Consider the following 25,744-nt stretch of genomic DNA (forward strand, 5'->3'; position numbering starts at 1 on the left):
GGCGCGTCAGCGGGTGTCGGGCAGGCGCCCGCTGGCCGTACAGTCGGTCCCGTCTCATCCCCTCCGACTCAGACTGCGAGCACCCAAGGTGGACGTGCAGAAGAAGCTCGACGAGATCGTGAGCGCCGTCGGCAGCGCCCGGGCCATGCCCATGTCGGCCTCGTGCGTGGTCAACCGCGCCGAGCTGCTCGCCATGCTCGAAGAGGTGCGCTCCGCCCTCCCCGACTCCCTCGCCCACGCCGAGGAGCTGATCGGCGGGCGGGACCGGATGGTGGACGACGCCCGCCAGGAGGCGACGCGGATCATCGAGTCCGCGCACGCCGAGCGCGCCGGGCTGATCTCGGAGACCGAGGTGGTCCGGACGTCCCAGGAGGAGGCGGACCGGATCCTCGGGGAGGCCCGCCGGGAGGCCGAGGAGATCCGCGCGGAGGCCGACGACTACGTCGACAGCAAGCTCGCCAACTTCGAGGTCGTGCTCACCAAGACCATCGGTTCGGTGGACCGCGGCCGCGACAAGCTGCTCGGCCGTGCGCCCGGCGGCGACGGCATGGACGACGAGCCGGAGCGCAGCGCCGATCCGCACACCCTGCGGCAGCGCGCCGACGAGTACGTGGACACCAAGCTGGGGGCCGTCTCCGCGGTCCTCTCCAAGACCCTGGAGGCGGTCGGCCGGGGCCGGCAGAAGCTGCTCGGCTCCCGCCCGGCCGATGAGCTGGGCGCCCATATGGCCGCGCAGGACGCGACCGCCCAGGCCCTGCGGACCAGCGACGACGACTACTACGCGGAGCTGGCCCAGTCCCAGGGCGCCGCCGCGCAGCCCGCGGCCGTGCCACCGCCCGTCGTCCAGCCCGCCGCCGTGCAGCCCGCCGCGATGGACCCCGCGGCGATGGACCCGGCAGCGATGGACCCCGGGGCGATGAACCCCGCCGCGATGGACCCCGCGGCGGCCGACGCCGGGTACTACGCCCAGCAGGCGGGCTACCCGCAGCAGGACGCGTACGGCTACCAGCAGCAGGGTTACGTCCAGCAGCCGGACCCGTACGCCCAGCAGGCGGGCTATCCGCAAGCGGACGCGTACGGCGGCTGGCAGCAGCAGCCCCAGGGCTACGACCCGAACGGCTACGCCCAGCAGCCCCCGCCGCAGCCCCCGTACCCCCCGCAGCAGCCGGGTGCGGCGCTCGACGAGACCAGCCTGTTCGACACGAGCATGATCGATCTCGATCAGCTGCGTCAGTACGAGCAGGGGCGCTAGAGGCGTCCTGGACCCGATTGGGCCTGGGGCGGCCCGTCCAGTATCCTGGCTCTTCGGTCGCGCGTACGTCCGCGATCTCGGCTGCCCGCTTCAAGTCCGTGTCGGGTGGCCCGCCGCAGCGTAGAAAGCAGGAAGCCCTGAACGCCCGCCTCGACCATCGTGCCCCGCTCGTGTTCGACACACGTGAGCTGGGGCGGCGTCCTGGTGCGATGAAGCGGGTCTCCCGCTCCGTGGCGGCCCCCAAGGATCTCGGCATCGAGGTCATCGGGGTGCGGGAGGGCGCGACCGTGGAGCTTGAACTCCGCCTGGAGTCGGTCATGGAAGGGGTGCTTGTCACAGGCACCGCCCGTGCACCGCTCACGGGGGAGTGCGTAAGGTGTCTGGAGCCGCTGGAGCGAGAGCTCGAAGCGGACTTCCAGGAGATGTACTCCTACCCCGACGCCGACGACCGGAGCCGCGACGCGGACACCGGCGACGACGCCGAGGAGGAGGACACGCTCTTCCTCGAGGCCGACCTGTTCGACCTCGAACCCGTGCTGCGCGACGCGGTGGTGCTCTCACTGCCGTTGCAGCCGGTGTGCCGGGAGGACTGCCCCGGGCTGTGCGCCGATTGTGGTGCGCGGCTCGCGGACGACCCGGACCACCACCATGAAGCCGTCGACATCCGTTGGGCGGCATTGCAGGGACTCGCCGAGTCCATTCAGGACGGCGAGAAGGACAACGCCCCCCGCCAGCGCGGGGATGACCCACAGGAGAAGTAGCCGTGGCTGTTCCGAAGCGGAAGATGTCGCGCAGCAACACGCGCCACCGCCGGTCGCAGTGGAAGGCTGCGGTCCCCACCCTGGTGGCGTGCGAGCGCTGCCACGAGCCGAAGCAGCAGCACATCGCGTGCCCGAGCTGCGGCACCTACAACCGCCGCCAGGTCCTCGAGGTCTGATCGGCGGGTGACAGGCTCTATGTCGGACGCCAGCACGCCGTCCCGCAAGCGCGCGGGTGAACCTCGCGGAGGTCATCAGCGCGGCGGCGATACGGCCCAGGCGGACAAGGCCTCGTCCCACACGATCCTGGAAGGGCGGCTCGGGTATCAACTCGAGTCCGCCCTTCTGGTGCGTGCGCTGACCCATCGCTCCTTCGCGTACGAGAACGGCGGTCTGCCCACCAACGAGCGGCTGGAATTCCTCGGGGATTCCGTGCTCGGTCTGGTGGTCACCGACACGCTGTACCGCATTCACCCGGACCTGCCCGAGGGCCAGCTGGCCAAGCTGCGGGCCGCGGTGGTCAACTCGCGCGCGCTCGCCGAGGTGGGCCGGGGTCTGGACCTCGGCGCCTTCATCCGGCTCGGCCGGGGCGAGGAGGGCACCGGGGGCAGGGACAAGGCATCCATCCTCGCCGACACCCTGGAAGCGGTGATCGGCGCGGTCTATCTCGACCGGGGGCTCGACGCCGCAGCCGAACTGGTGCACCGGCTCTTCGACCCACTGATCGAGAAGTCCTCGAACCTCGGCGCCGGCCTGGACTGGAAGACCAGCCTCCAGGAGCTGACCGCCACCGAGGGTCTTGGGGTTCCGGAGTACCTGGTCTCCGAGACCGGGCCCGACCACGAGAAGACCTTCACGGCTGCCGCCCGCGTCGGTGGTGTCGCGTACGGCACCGGCACCGGCCGCAGCAAGAAGGAAGCCGAGCAGCAGGCGGCCGAGGCCGCCTGGCGCGCGATCCGCGCGGCCGCCGACGAGGCCCAGACGAAGGCCAAGGCGGAGGCCGAAGCCGCGGCGGAAGCCGAGGCCAAGGCGGAGGCTGAAGCCAAGGCGGAGGCTGAAGCCGAGGCAGAGGCCGAGGCGGAGGCCGTCACCGAGGATGCCGAGGCCGCGAGCGCCCCGGCCGCGGACTCGGCCACCACCACCCGTTAGGCACCGCCCCGGCCCCGGTCACCGACCGGGGCCGGAGTGCCGGTGATCCCTCCTTCAGGAGTCACGTTGCCCGAGCTGCCCGAGGTCGAGGTGGTCCGGCGCGGTCTGGAGCGCTGGATCAGCGGCCGTACGGTCGCCGAGGTCCAGGTGCTGCACCCCCGCGCGGTCCGCCGCCACCTGGGCGGTGCGGAGGACTTCGCGGCCCGGCTGAAGGGCCGCCGCACCGGGGCGGTCCGCCGCCGCGGCAAGTATCTGTGGCTGCCGTTCGAGGACACCGCCGAAGCGGTGCTGGCCCACCTCGGCATGAGCGGCCAGCTGCTCGTCCAGCCCGGCGGCGCCCCGGACGAGAAGCATCTGCGCATCCGGGTCCGCTTCGCCGACGACGTGGGCACCGAGCTGCGCTTCGTCGACCAGCGCACCTTCGGCGGGCTCTCGCTGCACGGTTCCGTCCCGGGCGACCTGGAGGGGCTGCCGGACGCCATCGCGCACATCGCCCGCGACCCGCTGGACCCCGCCTTCGACGAGGCGGCCTTCCACCTCGCGCTGCGCCGCCGCCGTACCACCGTCAAGCGCGCGCTGCTCGACCAGTCGCTGATCAGCGGCGTCGGCAACATCTACGCCGACGAGGCGCTGTGGCGCGCCCGGCTGCACTACGACCGTCCGACCGCCACCCTCACCCGGCCGCGCTCCGCCGAACTCCTCGGCCATGTGCGGGATGTCATGAGCGCGGCACTGGCGGTGGGCGGCACCAGCTTCGACAGCCTCTACGTCAATGTGAACGGCGAGTCGGGGTACTTCGAGCGCTCCCTCGACGCATACGGCCGGGAGGACGAGCCGTGCCGCCGCTGCGGCACCGCCATGCGCCGCCGCCCCTGGATGAACCGCTCCAGCTACTTCTGCCCGCGCTGTCAGCGCCCGCCGCGCCCGGCCGGGGTCTCGGCGCTCTCGCCGCGCCGCCCGTCGTAAGCCTCCCGGGCCGTCAGCACCTCCGGCATCCGCTCCTCGACCAGCCCGATCAGCGCCAGCAGCCGCTGGGCGACCGCGTGCCCCAGCGGGGTGAGCCGGTAGTCCACGCGCGGCGGATTGACCGGCTGGGCCTCGCGGTGCACCAGACCGTCCCGCTCCAGCGCGTGCAGCGTCTGGGACAGCATCTTCTCGCTGACGCCGTCGACCCGCCGCCGCAGCTCGTTGAAGCGGCAGCCGCTCTCGGCGAGGGCGGTCAGGGTGAGGCTGCCCCACTTGCCGGTGACGTGTTCCAGCGTGGCGCGGGACGGGCAGGCGCGCGCGAACACATCAAAGGCCTCGTCCCCGGTGGCGTCCCCTCCCGGACGGCTGCCGGCGGTGCGTTCACATTCCATGCACATACCATACGCGCAGCGCTCTCTCCTGGGTTGCGCTGTCATCCGGTGAGCGCAGCGCAACGCGGCCCGGGGCTTGCGTACGCCCGGGCCGCTCGCTCGTCCGCTCCGGCGCTCGTCCTAGTAGCCGAAGTCCTGGGTCCACCAGGGGCCGTCGTCGCCGAAGTGCGCGCCGACGCCGAGGGTCTTGTACTGGCAGTTGAGGATGTTCGCGCGGTGGTCGGGGCTGTCCATCCACGAGTCCATGACGTCCTGCGCGGTGGTCTGGCCGCGGCCGATGTTCTCCCCGCCCAGGTCCAGGATGCCCGCGAGCTTGGCGCGGTCCCAGGGGTCCTCGCCGTCCGGGCTGGTGTGGTCGAAGAAGTCGCGTATCGCCATGTCGTCGCTGAAGTCCTGCGCCAGCTGGGCGAGTTTCCGGTCCTCGGTCACCGGCTGGCAGCCGGCCGCGGCCCGCTCCTGGTTCACCAGTGCGATGACCGCCTTCTCGGCCGCCGCCGCCCGGTCGGGCTTCTCCGGCGGAAGGCTGGGCACCGGGTCGGTCGTGGGCGTACGGGACGGTGTGGTCGAGCCCGAGCCGCCGCCCGAGGGGCTGCCGGGCTTGCTGCCGGACGGGCGCTCGTCCGGGGTCGTGGACGGCGTTCCGGCGGGCTTCGAGGGGGTCTTGGAGGGGGGCGTGGACGGCGCCTGCGGGCTGGTCTCAGCGGGGCTCGTCGACGTCCCCGGACCGGCCGACGGGATCCCGGCGCCCGGGCCCTGGGTGTCCGGGCCGGTGGAGGGCGACCCGCCCGCCTGTACCTGCCCGGCGGGTTCGCTGCCGCCGAGACCCGAGGGGCCGCCCGGAACTAAGCCGGAGGCCATGGCCACAGCGCCCACCGCGACCGCGGCGGACACACTCAACAGCCCGGTCCTCACCGGTGCGAGAGGGCTACGGCGCGGTCCCCGGTGGCGGCCGGCGCCCACCACGGGCGGCGTCGCGGCTCCGGGGGCAGATCGTCGATGGCGGCCCATCTCCTGCCTTCCTTGTGTGCGAGGGAGTCAAATGTGTGGCTCGTGTGGGCAACTCATGTGTCACTCGTGTGAGTGAGTCTTGTTGAGCCGGGACTGTACGCCATGCGGCAGGAGGTAGATGTGCCGAGGCGCCAATTCGCCGGTTAGCGTGCACACATGAACGACAACGTGCGCCTCACCGCGTGGGTCCGCGGCCGTGTCCAGGGCGTCGGCTTCCGCTGGTTCACCCGGGCCAACGCGCTGCGCATCGGCGGCCTCGCCGGGTTCGCCTCCAACCTCTCCGACGGCCGCGTACAGGTCGTCGCGGAGGGCCCGCGTGCGGAGTGCGAACAGCTGCTCGACTGGTTGCGGGAGGGCGACACGCCCGGGCGGGTCGACGGTGTCACCGAGATCTGGGACACACCGCGGGGCGCCTACGACAGCTTCGAGATCCGCTGAGCCGGTGCCCGCGGGACCCCCGGTCGGCCCTCTTCCGGCACCCCTCTGACCACGCCTTCCGTGCGCGCTGTGAGCAGAAATCGGCTGATGGTTGCGAACGGAGCCGCTCCGTGGAAGGCTGCGGAGCGTAGGAAGATCCCCAACCGCTACGGGTCCTCTGGAGAGCGGGCGGCGCAGCTCGTGCCCCCTTGTGCTCTCGGCCCTCGCGGTGCCGGCGGCATGTGATCGTGTTGACCCTCAAACCAATTGGTGAGACTCTGGAAGTCCCCGCGCACCTTAACTTGTCCGCCACCTCAGCACGGCAATATCGGCGGACATCGCGGGTGCGAATCCCTCACGACCCACACCGCTTCGGTCGGTCACTCAGTGTGGAGGACCATCCATCATGGCAAAGGCGCTTCTCGGTTACGTCGGCGGCTCCGACCCCCGAGTCCTCGCCGAGATGCGACGGCTTCAGCAGCGCGTTCAGGATCTTGAATCCGAGCTTGTTCGGATCCAGGCCGAAAACGACGCGCTGTCCGCCGCCGCTCGTCACGGCGACTCGCTGCTCGAAAGCATCGACGTATCCCAGGCGGAGCCTGCGCTCGCCTGACCCAGCCCTCGGGCCGGTCGGGCTGCACCGTCAGCCGCTTGAGAATCTTCAAGGGACGCCTCGGCGTCCCTTCGTCGTTCCCCCGCGTACCTTTGGCTTTCTCTTACCGACTGATGTGCCCCACCCCCTCGCCGGTGAAACCGATCTTTGAGGAAAGCGGGAAAAAGCCGGGGCGGGTCCGCGGCGCCACGCGTTCGGGACGCTGCCGGACGAGGCCCGGAAGGTAGAGTCCAACGGCGTGCACCTGAAGAGCCTGACCCTGCGAGGCTTCAAGTCCTTCGCCTCCGCCACGACGCTCCGCTTCGAGCCGGGTATCACCTGCGTCGTCGGCCCCAACGGGTCGGGCAAGTCCAATGTCGTGGACGCCCTCTCCTGGGTCATGGGGGAGCAGGGCGCCAAGTCGCTGCGCGGCGGCAAGATGGAGGACGTCATCTTCGCCGGGACCACCGGCCGCCCCCCGCTCGGCCGCGCCGAGGTCTCCCTCACCATCGACAACGCCGATGGCGCGCTGCCCATCGACTACGCCGAAGTCACCATCACGCGGATCATGTTCCGCAACGGCGGCAGCGAGTACCAGATCAACGGCGACACCTGCCGTCTGCTGGACATCCAGGAACTGCTGTCCGATTCCGGCATCGGCCGCGAGATGCACGTCATCGTCGGCCAGGGCCAGCTCGACGGCGTCCTGCACGCCGACCCGACCGGCCGCCGGGCCTTCATCGAGGAGGCCGCGGGCGTCCTGAAGCACCGCAGGCGCAAGGAGAAGGCGCTGCGGAAGCTGGACGCGATGCAGGCCAACCTGGCCCGGGTCCAGGACCTCACCGACGAGCTGCGGCGGCAGCTCAAACCCCTCGGCCGACAGGCCGCGGTCGCCCGCCGTGCCGCCGTCATCCAGGCCGATCTGCGCGACGCCCGGCTGCGGCTGCTCGCCGACGACCTGGTCACCCTGCGCGAGGCGCTGCGTGCCGAGGTCGCCGACGAGGCCGAGCTGAAGAAGCGCAAGGAGGCCACCGAGGCCGAGCTGCGCACCGCCCAGCGGCGCGAGGCCGCCCTCGAGGAACACGTGCGGCAGCTCGCACCGCGGCTGCGCGACGCCCAGGAGACCTGGTACGAGCTGTCCCAGCTCGCCGAGCGGGTGCGCGGCACGGTCAGCCTGGCCGACGCCCGGGTCAAGAGCGCGACCACCGCCCCCGCCGAGGAGCGGCGCGGCCGCGACCCCGAGGACATGGAGCGCGAGGCGGCCCGCATCCGGGAACAGGAAGCCGAGCTGGAAGCCGCCCTGGAGGCGGCCAGCCGCGCCCTGGACGACACCGTCGCGCACCGCGCGGAACTCGAACGGAGCCTGGCGCAGGAGGAGCGCCGGCTGAAGGACGTGGCCCGTGCCATCGCCGATCGCCGCGAGGGGCTCGCCCGGCTCCAGGGCCAGGTCAACGCCGCCCGCGGCCGCGCCGCTTCGGCCCGCGCCGAGATCGAACGCCTGGCCGCCGCCCGCGACGAGGCCCAGGCCCGCGCCGCCGCCGCGCAGGAGGAGTACGAACAGCTCAAGGCCGAGGTCGACGGACTGGACGCGGACGACGCGGAACTGGCGGAGCGCCATGAGGCCGCCAAGCAGGAGCTGTCCGAGGCGGAGACGGCGCTGAGCGCGGCCCGCGAGGCCGCCACCGCCGCCGAACGGGACCGCGCCGCGACCGCCGCCCGGCACGATGCCCTGGCGCTCGGCCTGCGCCGCAAGGACGGCACCGGCGCGCTGATGGCCGCGGCCGACCGCCTCACCGGCCTGCTCGGCCCGGCCGCCGAACTGCTGACCGTCAGCCCCGGCTTCGAGGTCCCGGTCGCCGCGGCCCTGGGCGCCGCCGCCGACGCGATCGCCGTCACCGACCCCACGGCCGCCGCCGAGGCGATCCGCCACCTCCGCACCGAAGACGCGGGCCGCGCCGCCTTGCTCCTGGGCGCCCCCGCGGTCCCGGGCACGCGGACGCCCGGTGCCGATGCGGCCTCCGGCGCTGCCGGTGAGCCGTCCGGCCAGGCCGCCGACGTCGCCACGGCCGCAGGGGGCCGGGCCCACGCTGCGGTGCCCGAGGCGGGCGGTGGGGGATCGGGCGCCGCCGCTGCCGCCGTGCCGGGCACGCGGACACCCGGCGACGTGCCGGGGGCGCCCGTTGCCGTCGACGGTCCGCCGCGGGTGGGGGAATTGGTGGACGGGCCCGCCGGGCTGGTGGGGGCCGTGCGGCGGCTGCTCGACGGCATCGTGGCGGTGGGGACGCTGGAGGAGGCCGAGGAACTCGTCCGGGCTCACCCCGAGTTGACCGCGGTCACCGCCGACGGCGACCTGCTCGGGGCGCACTTCGCGCAGGGCGGGTCCGCCGGGGCGCCCACCCTGCTGGAGGTGCAGGCGTCGGTCGACGAGGCGGCGGCGGAGCTGGAGGAGCTGGCCGTACGGTGCGAGGAGCTGGCCGGGGCGCAGCGCGCGGCGAAGGAGCGGCGTACCGAGTGCGCGGCGCTGGTGGACGAGCTGGCGGCCCGGCGCAGCGCGGCCGACCGGGAGAAGTCGCAGGTCGCACAGTCGCTCGGGCGGCTGTCCGGGCAGGCCCGGGGCGCGGCGGGGGAGGCGGAGCGGTCGGCCGCGGCCGCCGCTCGGGCCGAGGAGGCGCTGGAGAAGGCGACCGAGGAGGCCGAGGAGCTGGCCGAGCGGCTGGCCGTGGCCGAGGAGCAGCCGGGCGAGGAGGAGCCGGACACCTCCGTACGGGACCGGCTCGCCGCGGACGGCGCCAACGCGCGGCAGACCGAGATGGAGGCGCGGCTCCAGGCCCGTACGCATGAGGAGCGCGTGAAGGGGCTCGCGGGGCGGGCCGACGCGCTCGACCGGGGCGCGCGCGCCGAGCGCGAGGCGCGGGCGCGCGCCGAACAGCGCCGCGCCCGGCTGCGCCAGGAGGCGCAGGTGGCGTCGGCGGTGGCGGCCGGGTCCCGGCAGCTGCTCGCGCATGTGGAGGTGTCGCTCGTACGGGCGGCCGAGGAGCGGGACGCCGCCGAGCGCGCCAAGGCCGAACGCGAAACCGAGCTGGAGACCGCGCGGAACCGGGGCCGTGACCTCAAGGGCGAGCTGGACAAGCTGACCGATTCGGTGCACCGGGGCGAGGTGCTGGGTGCCGAGAAGCGGATGCGGATCGAGCAGCTGGAGTCGAAGGCGCTGGAGGAGCTGGGCGTGGAGCCGGCCGGGCTGATCGCCGAGTACGGCCCCGACCAGCTCGTACCGCCGTCCCTTCCTGCGGAAGGGGAGGAGCTGCCGGACACTGCGTCCGATAGCGGCTCCGCCGCGGGCGAGCACCCGCGCAACCGCCCGGTGCCCTACGTCCGGGCGCAGCAGGAGAAGCGGCTGAAGGCCGCCGAGCGGGCGTACCAGCAGCTGGGCAAGGTCAATCCGCTGGCGCTGGAGGAGTTCGCGGCGCTGGAGGAGCGGCATCAGTTCCTGAGCGAGCAGCTGGAGGACCTGAAGAAGACGCGCGCGGACCTCCTCCAGGTGGTCAAGGAGGTCGACGAGCGGGTCGAGCAGGTGTTCACGGAGGCGTACCGGGACACCGCGCGCGAGTTCGAGGGGGTCTTCTCGCGGCTCTTCCCGGGCGGGGAGGGGCGGCTGGTGCTCACCGACCCGGACAACATGCTGACCACGGGGGTGGACGTGGAGGCGCGGCCGCCGGGCAAGAAGGTCAAGCGGCTGTCCCTGCTGTCCGGTGGGGAGCGCTCGCTGACGGCCGTGGCGCTGCTGGTGTCGATCTTCAAGGCGCGGCCGAGTCCGTTCTATGTGATGGACGAGGTCGAGGCGGCGCTGGACGACACCAACCTCCAGCGGCTGATCCGGATCATGGAGGAGCTCCAGGAGTCGTCCCAGCTGATCGTGATCACTCACCAGAAGCGGACGATGGAGGTCGCGGACGCGCTGTACGGCGTCTCGATGCAGGGCGACGGGGTGTCGAAGGTCATTAGTCAACGCCTGCGGTGACCGCTTCAATACTTGAAGTCAATGGTGCAAAGCGTGCGATGTAGTGGCGCATAACTTCTTGGCCACCACCTATTGACTTCGAAACTTGAAGGAATAGTCTCTGCAACGTCGCTTTTACCTTTAAGTGGTGGCCGACCTCACACGGCTCGCCTCCACCGGAAGGGTTTGCCCCACCACGTCCGGCAGCGTTGCCGGGCGGGCCACAGGAGTTCACGTTGACCACCACCGTGCAGGCACAGGGGTCCGAAGGCCGTAAGGCCCAGCCGGACCATCTCGGCCACGTCATCTTCATCACCGCGGCCGCCGCAATGGGCGGCTTTCTCTTCGGCTACGACAGCTCGGTGATCAACGGAGCGGTCGAAGCCATCCGCGGCCGGTACGACATCGGGTCCGCGGCCCTCGCCCAGGTCGTCGCCATCGCGCTGATCGGTTCGGCGATCGGCGCGGCCACCGCGGGCCGGATAGCCGACCGGATCGGCCGGATCCGCGTCATGCAGATCGCCGCCGTGCTGTTCACCGTCAGCGCGGTCGGCTCGGCCCTGCCCTTCGCCCTGTGGGACCTGGCCATGTGGCGGGTGCTCGGCGGCATCGGCATCGGCATGGCGTCCGTGATCGGCCCGGCCTACATCGCCGAGGTCGCCCCGCCCGCGTACCGCGGCCGGCTCGCCTCCTTCCAGCAGGCCGCGATCGTCATCGGCATCGCCGTCTCCCAGCTCGTCAACTGGGGCATCCTCAACCTCGCCGACGGCGACCAGCGCGGCAAGATCGCCGGGCTGGAGGCCTGGCAGTGGATGCTCGGGGTCATGGTCATCCCGGCCGTCCTGTACGGGCTGCTGTCCTTCGCCATCCCCGAGTCCCCCCGCTTCCTGATCTCGGTCGGCCGGATCGACCGGGCCAAGGAGGTCCTGAGGGAGGTCGAGGGCAAGACCGTCGACCTGGACGTCCGGGCGGACGAGATCGAGCAGGCGATGCGCAGCGAGCACAAGTCCACCTTCAAGGACCTGCTCGGCGGACGGTTCGGGCTGCTGCCGGTCGTCTGGATCGGCGTCGGTCTTTCGGTCTTCCAGCAGCTCGTCGGCATCAACGTGGCCTTCTACTACTCCTCGACGCTGTGGCAGTCCGTCGGCGTCGACCCGAGCAGCTCGTTCTTCTACTCCTTCACCACGTCGATCATCAACATCCTCGGCACCGTGATCGCGATGGTCTTCGTCGACAAGATCGGCCGTAAGCCGCTCGCGCTCATCGGCTCCGTCGGTATGGCGGTCGCGCTCGCGCTGGTGGCCTGGGCGTTCTCCGCGAACCTGGTGGACGGCAAGCTTCCGCACACCCAGGGCGTCGTGGCGCTGGTCGCGGCCCACGCCTTCGTGCTCTTCTTCGCACTCTCCTGGGGCGTGGTGGTCTGGGTGCTGCTCGGCGAGATGTTCCCGAACAAGATCCGCGCCGCCGCCCTGGGCGTCGCCGCCTCCGCCCAGTGGATCGCCAACTGGGCCATCACCGCCAGCTTCCCGAGCCTGTCGGACTGGAACCTGTCCGGGACCTACATCCTGTACACGGCCTTCGCCGTGCTCTCGATCCCGTTCATCCTCAAGTGGGTGCCGGAGACCAAGGGCAAGGCGTTGGAGGAGATGGGCTAAACCCCCCGCCGCCCACTCCTCACTCCAAGAGAACTGCCCCGCCTCATTCCTTGAGGCGGGGCAGCACTCGTTCCGCGAACAGCCGCAGACTGCGCCAGCCCTCCTCGACCGGCATCCCGCCGCACAGCGGATGCAGCACCAGGCTCGCCTGCTCGCCGCCCTGGTGCGCGTACGCCACGCACTCCTCGGGCGTGACGATCCGGTACACGCCCTCGCGGCGCAGCGCCCCGGCGTCCGCGGCGTGCGAGCGGACCGCCGAGCGCACCGCGCCCGACTGCCAGGACGCGTAGGTGCGCGCCTCGTGCAGCAGATGCGTCCCGTACAGCGCCCAGGCCCGGTCCGGGTCCTCGGCGATGTGCAGCAGCGGGGTGACCGCGGGGGGCATCAGGCACCAGCCCTCGGTGCCGTACTCCATGCGCCGCGCGTGGTAGTAGCCCTCCAGCTCCGGCAGATGAGCGCTCGGGAAGAACGGCAGGCCCAGCCGGGCCGCGCGGCGGGCCGCGGCCTTCGAGCTGCCGCCGACCAGCAGCAGCGGATGCGGCTGGGTGTGCGGGCGCGGGGTGACCCGCACCGTGCGGCCCCGGTACGCGAACGGCTCGCCCGTCCACGCGGCGAGCAGCGTCTCCAGCGCCTCGTCCTGGAGCGCGCCGCGCCCCTGCCAGTCCCTGCCGAGCGCCGCGTACTCCTCCGGCCGGTAGCCGATCCCGGCCACCGTGACCAGCCGGCCGCCGCTGGCCAGGTCGAGCACCGCGATGTCCTCGGCCAGCCGCAGCGGGTCGTACAGCGGCGTGATCAGCGCGGAGACGGTCACCGAGATCCGGCGGGTGGCGCCGAGCACCGTGCCCGCGAAGACCAGCGGCGCGGGCAGCCAGCCGTTCGCGGCGCCGTGGTGCTCCTCGGTCTGGACGGTGGAGATGCCCCGTTCGTCGGCGTAGGCGGCCATCTCGACGGCGGCGCGGTACCGCTCGGCCAGCGAACGCGGAGTGGCGGCGGGATCGACGAGGTTGAGGCGTACGACCGTGACGGCCATGGCGGAGGGTCCCCCTTCGTCGCGGGCGGGCGTGAGCGGGCCACCGGACCGTAGCTGACGGTGCGTCAAATCGCCACCGTGCGGTACCGGGCGGAGCCGGGACGGATGACTCATGCGCCTGGGACGCGGGGCGGGGGATCGTCATCCTGGGCCCGGAGGCGATCCGACCGGCAAGGGCCCGGGAAACGCACCATCACCCGAGGAGGGGCGCATGATCAGCACGGGGGAAACGCTCATCACCACATCCGACATCGACGACCTGGTCGGCCGGGTCCGGCTCGGCGCGGGCGACACCCGGGAACTGGAGGCCGCGAGGGACGCGCTCTTCGCGGGCCGACTCACCCCCGCCGAGGCCCAGCGCATCCGCCAGCGGCTGATGGTCACCGCGCTGCGCCACGGCGGCGACCTCCTCGCCAAGGTGCTCGGGCGGCTCACCCCGCGCGAGACCGCCATGGTGCGCCGCTACGCCCACCGGCTCGCCAACTACCTGGACACGCTGGACATCTGGGCCGCGCAGCCCGTCATGCTCACCCTGATGCGGTTCGGAATCCCCTACGACGAGGCCGAGTCGATCGCCATCGCGATCCTCTTCCAGGTGTGGTGAACCGGAAAGGGTGAACGCGCCACCGGAACGCGGGTGCGGGCGGGTCACCGGTTCGGGTGGGGCATGGCGTCCGCGCACTTCACAGCCGTGAGGCGGGGTAAGGCACGGGCGAGTACCAGGAGGTTGAAGATGCGACTTTCCCGAATCCGCGCCACCACGGCGCTCGGCCTGCTCGCGGGAACCGTCATGTGGACCGCCGGAGCCTCGCCCGCCACCGCGTCCGGAGGCGGCTGGCGCGAGGAAGGACACTTCGACACCCAAGGCGCCTGCCGTAAGGCCGGGGAGGCCGGGGTGGAGAAGAACAAGTGGGACGAGTACAAGTGCCGCCCCGGCCGCAGCGCCAACTACGTCACGCTGTGGGTCCGGGGCAGCGGCGTCCGGCTCGCCGGGCCGACCGCCGGCTGACATGCGGCACGCCCTTCCGAAAGACCGTGCCGTGCAGGCCGCGGGCGGGGTGTCGGCGCTGTTCGTCGTGGTGCTGGCCGGCTGGCTCGCCGGTCTGCTGCGGGTCAACGACGAGTGGCTCGCCCTGTCCTCCACCCGCCTGCGCGGCACCGCGGCCCTCACCTCGGTGGCCGTGGGCGTCCCGGTGCTCGGCGTCGGCGTCCTGCTGCTCGCCGAGCGGTCCGCCCGGCGCTACGGCGGAGTGCTGCTGGTGGCGGGCGCCCTGTGGCTGCTGCCCTCCGCCGTCGCCGACCTGCTGGGGCCCGCCGGGCTCGGACCGGTCGGGGCCGCCGTGTCCCTGCTGCTCGCGGTGGCCGCCATGGTCTGCCGCCCCCTGACCGTCCTGCTGCTGCCGCTGTGGCTCTTCCCCCGCGGCGCCAAGGGGCGCTGGCACTGGTGGGTCATGAGCGCCGCCGCATCCGCCTACTGGCTCGGATACGCCGCGCTGTGGCTGATCAGCGAGCCACGCGTCGGCGCCGTCACCAACCCCGCCTTCCACACCACCGGCGGCCAATGGGCCTTCGACCACCTCGACATCTACGGCGAGGCGGAGCCCTGGGTGCTGCGCACCGTGGCGCTCGCCGTCACGGCCTCCCTGTGCTGCCGCGCCGCCGTCTCCGGCGGCGCCGAGCGGCGCGACTGGGCCCTGCTGGCCGCCGCCTACCCCGCCTGCGTCTCCCTCCTGCTGTCGGAGTGGGGCGAGGGCATGCCCACCATCGCGGCCCGCACCCTCGGCAGCGCGGTCTGGGCGGCCGCCATCTGCCTGGGCGTCGCCCGCACCGGGATCTGGCGGCTCGACCGCTCCACCAGCCACCGGCTCGCCCGCGCCTTCGTCCTCACCTCGCTCGCGGCCGTCGTCGTCTGCGCCGCCGTCGCCGTACAGGCCGGGCTCCCCTCCGTACGCAACGGGACCACCGTCACTGCCGTCGGCGGCGCCCTGCTGCTGGGCTGGGCCCTGCGGCCGTCCGCCCGCTGGCTCACCCTCCGCGTCGAGCGCGCCTTCTACGGGCCCCGGGCCCGGCCGCACGAAGCCGTCAGCGCCCTGGCCGTACGCCTCCAGCAGGCCCCGCACCCGGGCGAGGTGCCCCAGCAGATCTGCCGCAGCGCCGTGGAGGACCTCGGCGTCTCCGGCGCGGCCGTCAGCGTCGACACCCGGGCCGGGCCCCGGCGGCTGGCCGACGCCGGGGCACCGCTCACCGGCCGCGTCCAGACCTATCCGCTGCGCCACCACGGCCGCACCGTCGGCCGCCTCGAAGTCTCCCGCGACGGCTCCGGCACCCCCGCCGAGCGCGACAGCGGGCTGCTGTCCCTCCTCGCCGACCAGGCCGCCCCCGCGCTCGCCGCGCTGCGGCTGGCCGAGGAGGCGCAGGCCGCCCGCGAGCGGCTGGTGCTCGCCCGCGAACAGGAGCGGCGACGGCTGCGCCGGGAGATCCACGACGGCCTCGGACCCCAACTCGCCGCCGTGCGGCTGCGCCTGGACATCGCCCAGACCTCCTGCCCGCCCGGCCACCCGGCCTGCGTCCAGCTCTCCGAGGCCGCAGAAACGCTCGCCGAGGCCCTGGTCGAGGTGCGCCGCATCACCGCCGGGCTCGCCCCGGCCGCCCTCGCCGAGCGCGGCCTCGCCGGTGCGGTGCGGGAACTGGCGCGGCGGCTGGGCGTGGACGGCCTGCGGGTGAGCGTGGCCAGCCGTCCCGCCGTCCTGCCCCCGCTGTCGCCGGGCGTGGAGACCGCGGCGTACCGGATCGCGGCCGAGTCGCTCACCAACGCCGTACGACACGCCCGGGCCCGCCAGGTCCGGGTGGAACTGGCCACCGACCCCGACACCCTCGACACCCTCGACATCACGATCACCGACGACGGCAGCGGACTGCCGGAGACCGCGGTGCGCGGCGTCGGGCTGGCCTCGGTCCGGGAGCGGGCCGAGGAGATCGGCGGCTCCTGCTCGGTCATCGGCTCCGCCACCGGCACCGTGGTGCACGCGGTGCTGCCGCTCGCCGGCCCCGGGGAGAACGAGGACCCCGAAGAACACCTGGAGCACACCGGATGCCGGTCCTGTACGACGCTCATCACCGAGGCCAAGCCCAGGGACATGCCCAGGGAGAGGACGCCCGCCCCGTGACGGCGCCGGTGGGCGCCGCGCAGTGGCGCGTGCTGCTCGTCGACGACCATCCCCTCTTCCGCGAAGGCCTGGCCGCCGCCCTCAACCTGGACGACGCCTTCACCGTCGTCGGCCAGGCGGCCTGCGCGGACGAGGCGGTCGACGAGGCCGGGCGCGCCGCACCCGATCTGGTGGTCATGGACCTCGGGCTGCCCGGCCGGTCCGGTCTGGAGGCCACCCGGCGGATCCTGTGCGCCCGCCCCGGGGCGCGGGTGATGGTCATGACGATGTCCGAGGACGACGACAGCCTGCTGGCCGCCGTACGCGCCGGGGCCCGCGGCTATCTCCTCAAGGGCGCGGGCCGGGACGAGATCCTGCGCGCCCTGCACACCGTGGCGCGCGGCGGCGCCGTCTTCAGCCCGCGCATGGCGGAGCGGCTCGGGGTGCTGCTGGGCGCCTCCGGCGCGGCGTCGGCCAAGGAGGCGTTCCCGACCCTCACCGCGCGCGAACGGGAGGTGCTGGACCTGCTCGCGGGCGGGCTCGGCTACCGCCAGATCGCCCAGCGGCTGGTGGTCACCGACAAGACCGTGCGCAACCACGTCGGCTCGATCTTCGCCAAGCTCCAGGTGCACGACCGGGCCCAGGCGATCGTCCGGGCCCGCGAGGCCGGGCTCGGAGGCGAATGACGAGGCGAATGACTCCCTCCGCCATGTGTCTGATACTGGGTGGGTTATGGAATTCGTCATCCTTGCTGTAGTCATCGCTGTGGTCGCGCTCGGCGCGATCAGCGGGCTTGTGATCAGCAGCCGCAAGAAGAAGCAGCTGCCCCCGACACCGCCGAGCAGCCCGTCCGTCACCGCGCCGCCCGCCGAACCGCACGTCGGCGAGGAGGCCGAAACCCCGCGCGAGGAGCCGCGCAGAACCATCGAAGAGGTGGACCTGCCCGTCACCGAGGCACCGGCCGCGCCCGCGGAGGCCGCCGCCCCCGCCGTGCCGGAGGCCCCGCCGGTCGAGGTTCCCGAGCCGACCGCCGGCCGGCTGGTCCGGCTGCGCGCCCGGCTGTCCCGGTCCCAGACGACCCTGGGCAAGGGGCTGCTGACGCTGCTCTCGCGTGAGCACCTCGACGACGACACGTGGGAGGAGATCGAGGACACGCTGCTGACCGCCGACGTCGGCGTCGCCCCGACCCAGGAGCTGGTCGAGCGGCTGCGCGAGCGGGTCAAGGTGCTCGGCACCCGCACCCCCGAGGAGCTGCGGGGGCTGCTGCGCGAGGAGCTGCTGCACCTCGTCGGCACCGAGGCCGACCGCACCGTGCACACCGAGGGCGGGGTGGGGGCGAACGGCGAGGAGAAGCCGGGCGTCGTCATGGTCGTCGGGGTCAACGGCACCGGCAAGACCACCACCACCGGCAAGCTCGCCCGGGTCCTGGTGGCCGACGGCAAGTCGGTCGTGCTGGGCGCGGCGGACACCTTCCGGGCGGCCGCCGCCGATCAGCTCCAGACCTGGGGCGAGCGGGTCGGCGCCCGTACGGTCCGCGGCCCCGAGGGCGGCGACCCGGCGTCGGTCGGCTTCGACGCGGTGAAGGAGGGCATCGCCGAGTCCGCGGACGCGGTGCTCATCGACACCGCCGGGCGGCTGCACACCAAGACCGGTCTGATGGACGAGCTGGGCAAGGTCAAGCGGGTCGTGGAGAAGCACGGCACGGTGGACGAGGTGCTGCTCGTGCTCGACGCCACCACCGGGCAGAACGGCCTGGTGCAGGCGCGGGTCTTCCGCGAGGTGGTGGACATCACCGGCATCGTGCTCACCAAGCTGGACGGCACCGCCAAGGGCGGCATCGTGGTCGCGGTCCAGCGCGAACTGGGCGTACCGGTCAAGCTGATCGGGCTGGGCGAGGGCGCGGACGATCTGGCGCCGTTCGAGCCGGAGGCGTTCGTCGACGCGCTGATCGGCGACTGATCCGGTCTCTTCCCTCATCGCCGGACGGGCTTGAATCGATGGACGATTCAAGCCCGTCCGGCGTTTCGGCGAACCGGCGTTTCGGCGAACCGTCGCGGGGCGTCAGGCCCCGGCCCGGTGGCTCGCGTAGGCGAGGGTGCCCAGCACCAGCCGGGCGTGCGGCGGCTGCCCCGCGGTGTCGAGGGTCGGCGGGCGCAGCCAGCGCACCGGCCCCAGGCCCCCGAGGTCGGAGGGCGGCGCGGTGATGTGGTCGCCCTTGCCGAGACAGCGCAGATCGAGGTCGGCGTCGTCCCAGCCCATGCGGTAGAGCAGCTCGGGGAGTTCGTCGGCGGCCCCCGGCGCGACGAAGAACTGGGCGCGCCCGTGCGGGGTGACGGCCACCGGGCCGAGCGGCAGGCCCATCCGCTCCAGCCGCACCAGGGCGTGCCGCCCCGCGTACTCGGCCACTTCCAGGACGTCGAACGACCGGCCCACGGGCAGCAGGACGGCCGCGCCCGGGACCTCCTCCCACGCCGCCGCGGCGGCGTCGAGCGTGGCGCCCGCGGGCACGCCGGAGGCGAAGCCGAGCGGATGGGCGCCGGGGGCGGGGCAGTCGGCAGCACCGCAGGAGCATTCGTTTCTGCTGCCGCCCGTGCCGCGCGTGGCCCGGGCGCCCGGCACCACGTCCCAGCCCCACAGCCCGGTGTACTCCGCCACCGTGGTGGACTCGGACGTACGGCCGCGGCGCCGTGAGCCGGACCGCATCTCCCGGATGCCGCCGATCGTGAAGCCCATGCCCCCTCCAACGGGTCGCGCTCTCGATGGTTACGAGCCGGAGCGCGCCGATGACGCTCCGTCGCCGATGTGGTGCGGCAGGTGGTGTGTCGCGGTGTAACGGGTGGTGCGGAACGGCGCATGCGCCCCGCTGTGCACCTCTTCGCGTTCTTCCGGTCGCTCCGTGTCAAGTGAATCGTGCGAATCGGTGATGGGGTTCATTCGAAGGGGTGGCGAATGGTGGCGTTTTCCCGATCCACCTCCCAAGGGGCGTGATCGTAGGATTACTTTCGGTGCACGATCCCCGGTTGCGAGCACTCGCCCGGTCGCGGTCCGGTACTTGCCACTGGCAAGGGCCGGTTCCCGCGGCAGACGGTTGATGCGCCGTATCGCGGGGACAACTGACCGTGACAGAAGGCATTCTGGTGGCGGTCCGGGAAGATTCGTGGGATGGGGGCGTTCCGGTGGGCGACAGCGGCGGCGGTGCTGACAAGCGACCCAATGCGCAGCTGGGATCGTGGTTTGTGCGCAGCGGCTGGTCGAAGGGGGAGCTGGCCCGCCAAGTCAACCGCAGGGCGCGCCAGTTAGGCGCCCATCACATCAGTACGGACACCTCGCGGGTGCGCCGCTGGCTGGACGGGGAGCAGCCGCGCGAGCCGATCCCGCAGATCCTTTCCGAGCTGTTCTCCGAGCGCTTCGGCTGTGTGGTCGGCATCGAGGACCTGGGGCTGCGCCCCGCCCACCGGTCACCGTCCGTGTCCGGGGTGGATCTTCCCTGGGCCGGTCCCGAGACCGTCGCGCTGATCGGCGAGTTCTCCCGCAGCGATCTCATGCTCGCCCGGCGCGGCTTCCTCGGCACCTCCCTCGCCCTCTCCGCGGGCCCCGCCCTCATCGAGCCGATGCAGCGCTGGCTGGTGCCCTCGCCGAGCGGGGCGCCCGGCGGCGTGCGCGCGGCGGACAGCGGCCGCTCACGGCGGATCTCCCGGCTCTCCGAGCCGGAGCTGGAGCTGCTGGAGTCCACCATCACGATGTTCCGCGCCTGGGACGCCCAGTGCGGCGGCGGGCTGCGCCGCAAGGCGGTGGTCGGCCAGCTGCACGAGGTCACCGACCTGCTCCAGGAGTCGCACACCGAGGCGGTGTCCAAGCGGCTGTTCAAGGTCGCCGGGGAGCTGGCCGAGCTGGCCGGGTGGATGAGCTACGACATCGGGCTCCAGCCCACCGCCCAGAAGTACTTCGTCCTCGCGCTCCACGCCGCCAAGGAGTCCGGCGACCGGCCCCTCGGCTCGTACATCCTCTCCAGCATGAGCCGCCAGATGATCCACGTCGGGCGGCCCGACGACGCGCTGGAGCTGATCCACCTCGCGCAGTACGGCAGCCGGGAGAGCGCCACCCCGCGCACCCAGGCCATGCTGTATGCGATGGAGGGCCGGGCGTACGCCAACATGGGCCAGCCCGGCAAGTGCCACCGCGCCGTCAAGATGGCCGAGGACACCTTCGCCGACTGCGCCGCGGGCGACGGCGACCCGGACTGGATCGGCTTCTTCTCCGAGGCCGAGCTGAACGCGGAGAACGCCCACTCGTACCGCGACCTCGCCTATGTCGCGGGCCGCAGCCCCACCTACGCCCAGCTCGCCGACCCGGTGATGCGCAACGCGGTGCGCCTCTTCGGCGAGGAGACCGCCGGGGGTGAGGGCGGGCACCAGCGTTCGTATGCGCTCAACCTGATCGGCATGGCCACCGTCCACCTCCTCCAGAAGCAGCCCGAGCAGTGCGCGGAGGTCGCCGGGAAGGCGCTGCCGCTCGCCCAGCGGATCCGCTCGGAGCGGGTGAACAACCGCCTCCGCAAGACCGTGGACACCGCGGTGCGGCACTTCGGGGACGTGCCCGAGGTCGCCGAGCTGAGCGACAAGCTCGTCGCCATGCTGCCCGACTCGCCGGATGAAGGGGGCGCCCCCCGGGCCGTCTGAGGCGGCCCCGGGAGGGTTGCGGCACGGTAACGGAGCGGAGGACCCCGTACCGGCAATTCATCGGCGCGTAACACGCTGGCGCCCTTCGTCACTGCCGCGAAACATCGAGGGGCATCGACTGAAACGGCACTGCGCCAATCTCGTGGCGAATACCGGCCCTTTTGTTTATTGCCAGCCCGGGCCGTTTCGACAGCGAGGAGACGCCGATGCCAGTGGGCATCACGACGCTTGCCGCGGACAAGATCACGCCCGATGACGCACTCAGCGCGGCCAACACCGGGTTCATGTTGCTGTGCGCCGCGCTGGTCCTGATCATGACGCCCGGCCTTGCCTTCTTCTACGGCGGCATGGTCCGCGTCAAAAGCGTGCTGAACATGCTGATGATGAGCTTCATCAGCATCGGCATCGTCACCGTCCTGTGGGTGCTGTACGGCTTCAGCGTCGCCTTCGACCAGGGCAATGACCTGTTCGGCGGCTTCGACTGGGTGGGCATGCACAACATCGGGCTGACCGAGCTGTGGCCCGGGTACACCATCCCGATCTATGTCTTCGCCCTGTTCCAGATGATGTTCGCGATCATCACCCCGGCGCTGATCAGCGGTGCCCTCGCGGACCGCGTCAAGTTCACCGCCTGGGCGCTGTTCATCGCCCTGTGGGCGACGGTCGTCTACTTCCCGGTCGCGCACTGGGTGTGGGCCGCCGACGGCTGGGCGTTCAAGCTCGGCGTGATCGACTTCGCCGGTGGTACCGCCGTCCACATCAACGCCGGCGCCGCCGCGCTCGGCGTGATCCTCGTCATCGGCAAGCGGGTCGGCTTCAAGAAGGACCCGATGCGGCCGCACAGCCTGCCGCTGGTCATGCTCGGCGCCGGTCTGCTGTGGTTCGGCTGGTTCGGCTTCAACGGCGGCTCCTGGCTCGGCGCCGACGGCGTCACCGCGGCCGCCTTCACCAACACCCAGGTCGCCACCGCCTCCGCGATGCTCGGCTGGCTCGCGTACGAGAAGATCCGGCACGGCTCCTTCACCACCCTGGGCGCCGCCTCCGGCGCCGTCTCCGGACTCGTCGCGATCACCCCCGCCTGTGGTGCGGTCAGCCCGCTCGGCGCGATCGCGATCGGCATCATCTCCGGTGTCGTCTGCGCCATGGCGGTCGGCCTGAAGTACAAGTTCGGCTACGACGACTCGCTCGACGTCGTCGGCGTCCACATGGTCGGCGGCCTCATCGGCTCGCTGCTCATCGGCCTCTTCGCCACCGGCAAGGTGCAGAGCGACGCCAAGGGCCTGTTCTACGGCGGCACCTTCGACCAGCTCGGCAAGCAGGCTGCCGGTGCCTTCGCGGTCCTCGCCTACTCCCTGATCGTCTCCGCGATCCTGGCCAAGGTCGTCGACCTGGTGATGGGCTTCCGGGTGGACGAGGACGACGAGGTCGCCGGGATCGACCAGGTCGAGCACGCCGAGACGGCGTACGACTTCGCGGGCGCGGGCGGCGGCACGTCCCTCGGCAGCCTCCAGTCGGCCGCGCACCCGAGCGGCGAGGCGAAGAAGAAGGACGCGAAGAAGGACCCGAAGAAGGTGGACGCGTGAAGCTCATCACGGCAGTTGTGAAGCCGCACCGGCTCGACGAGATCAAGGAAGCCCTCCAGGCGTTCGGCGTGCAGGGCCTGACCGTCACCGAGGCCAGCGGCTACGGGCGCCAGCGCGGCCACACCGAGGTCTACCGGGGCGCGGAGTACACCGTCGACCTGGTGCCCAAGGTCCGCATCGAGGTGCTGGCCGAGGACGAGGACGCCGACGACCTCGTCGACGTCGTCGTCAAGGCCGCCCGCACCGGAAAGATCGGGGACGGCAAGGTGTGGAGCGTCCCCGTCGACACCGCGGTCCGGGTCCGGACCGGCGAACGGGGCCCGGACGCCCTGTGAGGCGAGTGAGCCGAAGGGGCTGAGGCGCTCCCGAGGCGAACCGAGCCCCAGAAAAGAGGGGCCCCACCGGCCCCACGCCCAGCTGACAGGGAGCAGCCGAGTTGACGGAACGCGTCGAGGCAACGACAGAGACCACCGACTCGGGCCCCGGCGGCTACGCGGCGGCCCGGCTGCGACTCCTCCAGGAGGAGTCGCGGTCCGGGCCGCCGCGCCGTAGCGCGCTGGCCGGACTCACCGACCAGTGGCTGGCCGCGCTGCTCGGCGGCGGCGCCGAGACCTCCGGGATCGGCGGCGGCGTGGCGCTGGTGGCGGTCGGCGGATACGGCCGCGGCGAACTCTCCCCGCGCAGCGACCTCGACGTCGTCCTGCTGCACGACGGCTCCGCCGACTCCGCGGCCCTCGCCGCGCTCGCCGACCACGTCTGGTACCCCGTCTGGGACATGGGGCTGGCCCTCGACCACTCCGTACGCACCCCCGACGAGGCCCGCAAGACCGCCGCCGAGGACCTGAAGGTCCAGCTCGGCCTGCTGGACGCCCGCCATCTCGCGGGAGACGCCGCCCTCACCGCGGGCTTGCGCACCACCGTCCTCGCCGACTGGCGCGCCCAGGCCCCGAAGCGGCTGCCCGAACTGCGCGAGCTGTGCCAGGAGCGCGGCGAGCGCCACGGCGAGCTCCAGTTCCTGCTCGAACCCGACCTGAAGGAGGCCCGCGGCGGACTGCGCGACGCCACCGCGCTGCGCGCCATCGCCGCCTCCTGGCTCGCCGACGCGCCCCGCGAGGGCCTGGACGAGGCCCGGCGCCGGCTGCTGGACACCCGCGACGCGCTCCACCTGGCCACCGGCCGGGCCACCGACCGGCTCTCCCTCCAGGAACAGGACCAGATCGCGGCCGCGCTCGACCTGCTGGACGCCGACGCCCTGCTGCGCCAGGTCTACGAGTCGGCCCGGACCATCTCGTACGCGAGCGATGTCACCTGGCGCGAGGTCGACCGGGTGCTGCGCTCCCGTTCGGCGAGCCGGCCGCGGCTGCGCGGACTGCTCGGCGGCCGTGGACGCGGCGGCTCCGGCTCCGCGCAGACCCCGGCCGAGCGCAGCCCGCTCGCCGAGGGCGTCGTCGAACAGGACGGCGAGGTGGTGCTCGCCCGCGCCGCGCGCCCCGAGCGCGACCCCGTGCTCCCCCTGCGGGCCGCCGCGGCCGCCGCCCAGGCCGGGCTTCCGCTCTCGCTGCACGCCGTACGGCGGCTGGCCGCCGCCGCGCGCCCGCTGCCGGTGCCCTGGCCGCCCGAGGCCCGGGAGGAACTCGTCACCCTGCTGGGCGCGGGCGAGTCCACCGTCGGGGTCTGGGAGGCGCTGGAGGCCGAGGGCGTGATCACCCGGCTGCTGCCGGACTGGGAGCGGGTGCGCTGCCGCCCGCAGCGCAACCCCGTGCACCGCTGGACCGTCGACCGCCATCTCGTCGAGACCGCGGTCCGCGCCAGCGCGCTCAGCCGCCGCGTCGGCCGCCCCGACCTGCTGCTGGTCGCAGCGCTGCTGCACGACATCGGCAAGGGCTGGCCCGGCGACCACTCGGTGGTGGGGGAGACGATCGTCCGGGACGTGGCCACCCGGATCGGCTTCGACCGCGCCGACGTGTCCGTCCTCGCCACCCTCGTACGCCACCATCTGCTGCTCGTCGAGACCGCCACCCGCCGCGACCTGGACGACCCGGCCACCGTCCGCTCGGTCGCCGAGGCGGTCCACGCCCCCGCCACCCTGGAGCTGCTGCACGCCCTCACCGAGGCCGACGCGCTGGCCACCGGGCCCGCGGCGTGGAGCGCCTGGCGCGGCACGCTCGTCGCCGACCTGGTCAAGCGGGTCGCCGCCGTCCTCGCGGGGGAGCCCGCGGCGGACCCGGACAGCCCGCAGCAGATCACGGCGGAACAGGAACGGCTCGCGATCGAGGCGTGCCGCACCGGCGGCCCGGTGCTGGCCCTCCACGCCCGGTCGGAGGCGCTGCCGCCGGGCGAGGCCGCCGGGACGGCGAGCGATGAGGCGACGGAACCGGAACCGATCGGCGTCGAGCTGCTGATCGCCGTCCCCGACCAGCCCGGAGTCCTGGCCGCGGCCGCCGGGGTGCTGGCCCTGCACCGGCTCACGGTCCGCGCGGCCGATCTGCGCGCCGTGGAGCTGCCGTCGGAGCTGGACGGCGCGGACGAGCCCGGAGGCGTCCTGCTGCTGAGCTGGCGCGTGGCCGCCGAATACGGCTCGCTGCCGCAGGCCGCCCGGCTACGGAACGATCTGCTCCGGGCGCTGGACGGCTCGCTCGACATCGTCGCCCGGCTCGCCGAGCGCGAGGCCGCCTACCGCAAGTACCCGCGCCGCCGAGGCGTCCACGCCCCGCCACCGCGGGTCACGGTCGCGCCCGGCAGCTCCCAGCTCGCCACCGTGATCGAGGTCCGCGCCCAGGACGTCCCCGGCCTCCTCCACCGCATCGGCCGAGCCCTGGAGGCTGCCGGAGTCACGGTCCGCAGCGCCCACGTCAGCACGCTGGGCGCGAACGCGGTCGATGCGTTCTACGTCACGGACCCCGCCGGAGCCCCACTCGCCCCGATGCGCGCGGCGGAAGTGGCCCGCGAGGTAGAGCAGGCATTGCGTTAGGGGATTCCGCCGGTCGTCCGGTCCGGTGGCCTCGGCATCGACCGAACCGGACCCCGTCCAGCGTTCACGGAGCGGTGCCCGGGGCCAGAGGAGCCCCATCCCCAGCCTCGCCAGGAGCGCCCCGGTACCCGCGGCCCATCTCAGCCCGT

Annotated in this window: 22 protein-coding genes; 18 read left to right on the plus strand and 4 right to left on the minus strand. The window is 72.9% G+C overall.

Annotated elements, in window-relative coordinates; all coding sequences use genetic code 11:
* The first annotated feature begins 88 nt into the window (after positions 1 to 88).
* The 5 genes from HYQ63_RS30110 (at position 89) to mutM (ending at position 4,125) form a co-directional block, all read left to right on the plus strand.
* Positions 89 to 1,252, plus strand: coding sequence for a cell division initiation protein (locus HYQ63_RS30110; protein WP_179936979.1), 1,164 nt, complete (start codon positions 89 to 91; stop codon positions 1,250 to 1,252).
* A gap of 170 nt (positions 1,253 to 1,422) precedes the next feature.
* On the plus strand, positions 1,423 to 2,013 hold the full coding sequence (locus HYQ63_RS30115; protein WP_179936980.1) for a DUF177 domain-containing protein: 591 nt from the start codon (positions 1,423 to 1,425) through the stop codon (positions 2,011 to 2,013).
* 2 nt (positions 2,014 to 2,015) lie between these two features.
* A complete protein-coding gene (gene rpmF, locus HYQ63_RS30120) occupies positions 2,016 to 2,189 on the plus strand; it encodes a 50S ribosomal protein L32 (protein ID WP_009714764.1) in 174 nt (57 codons plus the stop codon).
* 19 nt (positions 2,190 to 2,208) lie between these two features.
* On the plus strand, positions 2,209 to 3,159 hold the full coding sequence (gene rnc, locus HYQ63_RS30125; RefSeq protein WP_179936981.1) for a ribonuclease III: 951 nt from the start codon (positions 2,209 to 2,211) through the stop codon (positions 3,157 to 3,159).
* 66 nt (positions 3,160 to 3,225) lie between these two features.
* Entirely contained in the window at positions 3,226 to 4,125 is a 900-nt protein-coding gene (gene mutM, locus HYQ63_RS30130) for a bifunctional DNA-formamidopyrimidine glycosylase/DNA-(apurinic or apyrimidinic site) lyase (RefSeq protein ID WP_179936982.1), read from the plus strand.
* Here mutM and HYQ63_RS30135 read toward each other — a convergent pair.
* Together HYQ63_RS30135 and HYQ63_RS30140 are read right to left on the minus strand one after the other, a co-directional pair.
* Complete coding sequence (locus HYQ63_RS30135) at positions 4,068 to 4,517, minus strand: helix-turn-helix domain-containing protein (RefSeq protein ID WP_179936983.1); 450 nt, start codon at positions 4,515 to 4,517, stop codon at positions 4,068 to 4,070. The genes mutM and HYQ63_RS30135 overlap by 58 nt on opposite strands.
* A gap of 120 nt (positions 4,518 to 4,637) precedes the next feature.
* Positions 4,638 to 5,525, minus strand: a complete 888-nt coding sequence (locus HYQ63_RS30140) for a CAP domain-containing protein (RefSeq protein WP_179936984.1) — start codon at positions 5,523 to 5,525, stop codon at positions 4,638 to 4,640.
* A gap of 156 nt (positions 5,526 to 5,681) precedes the next feature.
* Between HYQ63_RS30140 and HYQ63_RS30145 the strand changes: the two genes are divergently transcribed.
* The 4 genes from HYQ63_RS30145 (at position 5,682) to HYQ63_RS30160 (ending at position 12,186) form a co-directional block, all read left to right on the plus strand.
* Positions 5,682 to 5,963: an acylphosphatase gene (locus tag HYQ63_RS30145; RefSeq protein ID WP_009714759.1), complete on the plus strand. Its 282-nt coding sequence runs from the start codon at positions 5,682 to 5,684 to the stop codon at positions 5,961 to 5,963.
* A 385-nt stretch (positions 5,964 to 6,348) separates the two neighbouring features.
* On the plus strand, positions 6,349 to 6,555 hold the full coding sequence (locus tag HYQ63_RS30150) for a hypothetical protein (RefSeq protein WP_055547295.1): 207 nt from the start codon (positions 6,349 to 6,351) through the stop codon (positions 6,553 to 6,555).
* Positions 6,556 to 6,793: 238 nt separating this feature from the next.
* A complete protein-coding gene (locus tag HYQ63_RS30155; RefSeq protein WP_179936985.1) occupies positions 6,794 to 10,552 on the plus strand; it encodes an AAA family ATPase in 3,759 nt (1,252 codons plus the stop codon).
* A gap of 215 nt (positions 10,553 to 10,767) precedes the next feature.
* A complete protein-coding gene (locus HYQ63_RS30160; RefSeq protein ID WP_179936986.1) occupies positions 10,768 to 12,186 on the plus strand; it encodes a sugar porter family MFS transporter in 1,419 nt (472 codons plus the stop codon).
* A 43-nt stretch (positions 12,187 to 12,229) separates the two neighbouring features.
* Here the strand turns inward: HYQ63_RS30160 and HYQ63_RS30165 are convergent, their stop codons facing one another.
* Positions 12,230 to 13,216: an LLM class flavin-dependent oxidoreductase gene (locus HYQ63_RS30165; protein WP_179936987.1), complete on the minus strand. Its 987-nt coding sequence runs from the start codon at positions 13,214 to 13,216 to the stop codon at positions 12,230 to 12,232.
* 211 nt (positions 13,217 to 13,427) lie between these two features.
* On the opposite strand from HYQ63_RS30165, the gene HYQ63_RS30170 reads away from it, so the two are divergent.
* The 5 genes from HYQ63_RS30170 to ftsY all read left to right on the plus strand — a co-directional run bounded on the left by HYQ63_RS30170 (position 13,428) and on the right by ftsY (position 18,321).
* Positions 13,428 to 13,820: a hypothetical protein gene (locus tag HYQ63_RS30170; protein ID WP_257232245.1), complete on the plus strand. Its 393-nt coding sequence runs from the start codon at positions 13,428 to 13,430 to the stop codon at positions 13,818 to 13,820.
* A gap of 129 nt (positions 13,821 to 13,949) precedes the next feature.
* Complete coding sequence (locus tag HYQ63_RS30175; protein WP_257232246.1) at positions 13,950 to 14,225, plus strand: hypothetical protein; 276 nt, start codon at positions 13,950 to 13,952, stop codon at positions 14,223 to 14,225.
* Position 14,226: 1 nt separating this feature from the next.
* Positions 14,227 to 16,383, plus strand: coding sequence for a sensor histidine kinase (locus HYQ63_RS30180; protein WP_179936990.1), 2,157 nt, complete (start codon positions 14,227 to 14,229; stop codon positions 16,381 to 16,383).
* Positions 16,380 to 17,048, plus strand: coding sequence for a response regulator transcription factor (locus HYQ63_RS30185; RefSeq protein WP_179936991.1), 669 nt, complete (start codon positions 16,380 to 16,382; stop codon positions 17,046 to 17,048). Before HYQ63_RS30180 ends, HYQ63_RS30185 begins: the two co-directional genes overlap by 4 nt.
* A 46-nt stretch (positions 17,049 to 17,094) precedes the next feature.
* Complete coding sequence (gene ftsY / locus HYQ63_RS30190; protein WP_179936992.1) at positions 17,095 to 18,321, plus strand: signal recognition particle-docking protein FtsY; 1,227 nt, start codon at positions 17,095 to 17,097, stop codon at positions 18,319 to 18,321.
* 102 nt (positions 18,322 to 18,423) lie between these two features.
* Here the strand turns inward: ftsY and HYQ63_RS30195 are convergent, their stop codons facing one another.
* Positions 18,424 to 19,095, minus strand: coding sequence for a bifunctional DNA primase/polymerase (locus HYQ63_RS30195; RefSeq protein ID WP_179936993.1), 672 nt, complete (start codon positions 19,093 to 19,095; stop codon positions 18,424 to 18,426).
* Between the two features lie 443 nt (positions 19,096 to 19,538).
* Here HYQ63_RS30195 and HYQ63_RS30200 point away from each other — a divergent pair, with 443 nt between their 5' ends.
* The 4 genes from HYQ63_RS30200 to HYQ63_RS30215 all read left to right on the plus strand — a co-directional run bounded on the left by HYQ63_RS30200 (position 19,539) and on the right by HYQ63_RS30215 (position 25,595).
* Positions 19,539 to 21,041, plus strand: a complete 1,503-nt coding sequence (locus HYQ63_RS30200; protein WP_179940655.1) for a hypothetical protein — start codon at positions 19,539 to 19,541, stop codon at positions 21,039 to 21,041.
* A 206-nt stretch (positions 21,042 to 21,247) separates the two neighbouring features.
* Positions 21,248 to 22,624: an ammonium transporter gene (locus HYQ63_RS30205; RefSeq protein WP_179936994.1), complete on the plus strand. Its 1,377-nt coding sequence runs from the start codon at positions 21,248 to 21,250 to the stop codon at positions 22,622 to 22,624.
* Positions 22,621 to 22,959, plus strand: a complete 339-nt coding sequence (locus HYQ63_RS30210) for a P-II family nitrogen regulator (RefSeq protein ID WP_009714745.1) — start codon at positions 22,621 to 22,623, stop codon at positions 22,957 to 22,959. The genes HYQ63_RS30205 and HYQ63_RS30210 overlap by 4 nt, the downstream gene beginning before the upstream one ends.
* Before the next feature lie 101 nt (positions 22,960 to 23,060).
* On the plus strand, positions 23,061 to 25,595 hold the full coding sequence (locus tag HYQ63_RS30215) for a [protein-PII] uridylyltransferase (protein ID WP_179936995.1): 2,535 nt from the start codon (positions 23,061 to 23,063) through the stop codon (positions 25,593 to 25,595).
* Positions 25,596 to 25,744: the final 149 nt, after the last annotated feature.

The sequence above is a fragment of the Streptomyces sp. Rer75 genome, assembly GCF_013414305.1.
Classification (GTDB): Bacteria; Actinomycetota; Actinomycetes; order Streptomycetales; family Streptomycetaceae; genus Streptomyces; species Streptomyces himastatinicus.

What these genes read in the sequence shown, in the direction of transcription:
- rnc (WP_179936981.1), top strand. Translation starts at nt 2,209, where the DNA reads ATGTCGGACGCCAGCACGCCGTCCCGCAAGCGCGCGGGTGAACCTCGC.
- HYQ63_RS30135 (WP_179936983.1), bottom strand. Translation starts at nt 4,517, where the DNA reads ATGGAATGTGAACGCACCGCCGGCAGCCGTCCGGGAGGGGACGCCACC.
- HYQ63_RS30140 (WP_179936984.1), bottom strand. Translation starts at nt 5,525, where the DNA reads ATGGGCCGCCATCGACGATCTGCCCCCGGAGCCGCGACGCCGCCCGTG.
- HYQ63_RS30145 (WP_009714759.1), top strand. Translation starts at nt 5,682, where the DNA reads ATGAACGACAACGTGCGCCTCACCGCGTGGGTCCGCGGCCGTGTCCAG.
- HYQ63_RS30150 (WP_055547295.1), top strand. Translation starts at nt 6,349, where the DNA reads ATGGCAAAGGCGCTTCTCGGTTACGTCGGCGGCTCCGACCCCCGAGTC.
- HYQ63_RS30165 (WP_179936987.1), bottom strand. Translation starts at nt 13,216, where the DNA reads ATGGCCGTCACGGTCGTACGCCTCAACCTCGTCGATCCCGCCGCCACT.
- HYQ63_RS30170 (WP_257232245.1), top strand. Translation starts at nt 13,428, where the DNA reads ATGATCAGCACGGGGGAAACGCTCATCACCACATCCGACATCGACGAC.
- HYQ63_RS30175 (WP_257232246.1), top strand. Translation starts at nt 13,950, where the DNA reads ATGCGACTTTCCCGAATCCGCGCCACCACGGCGCTCGGCCTGCTCGCG.
- HYQ63_RS30180 (WP_179936990.1), top strand. Translation starts at nt 14,227, where the DNA reads ATGCGGCACGCCCTTCCGAAAGACCGTGCCGTGCAGGCCGCGGGCGGG.
- ftsY (WP_179936992.1), top strand. Translation starts at nt 17,095, where the DNA reads ATGGAATTCGTCATCCTTGCTGTAGTCATCGCTGTGGTCGCGCTCGGC.
- HYQ63_RS30195 (WP_179936993.1), bottom strand. Translation starts at nt 19,095, where the DNA reads ATGGGCTTCACGATCGGCGGCATCCGGGAGATGCGGTCCGGCTCACGG.
- HYQ63_RS30205 (WP_179936994.1), top strand. Translation starts at nt 21,248, where the DNA reads ATGCCAGTGGGCATCACGACGCTTGCCGCGGACAAGATCACGCCCGAT.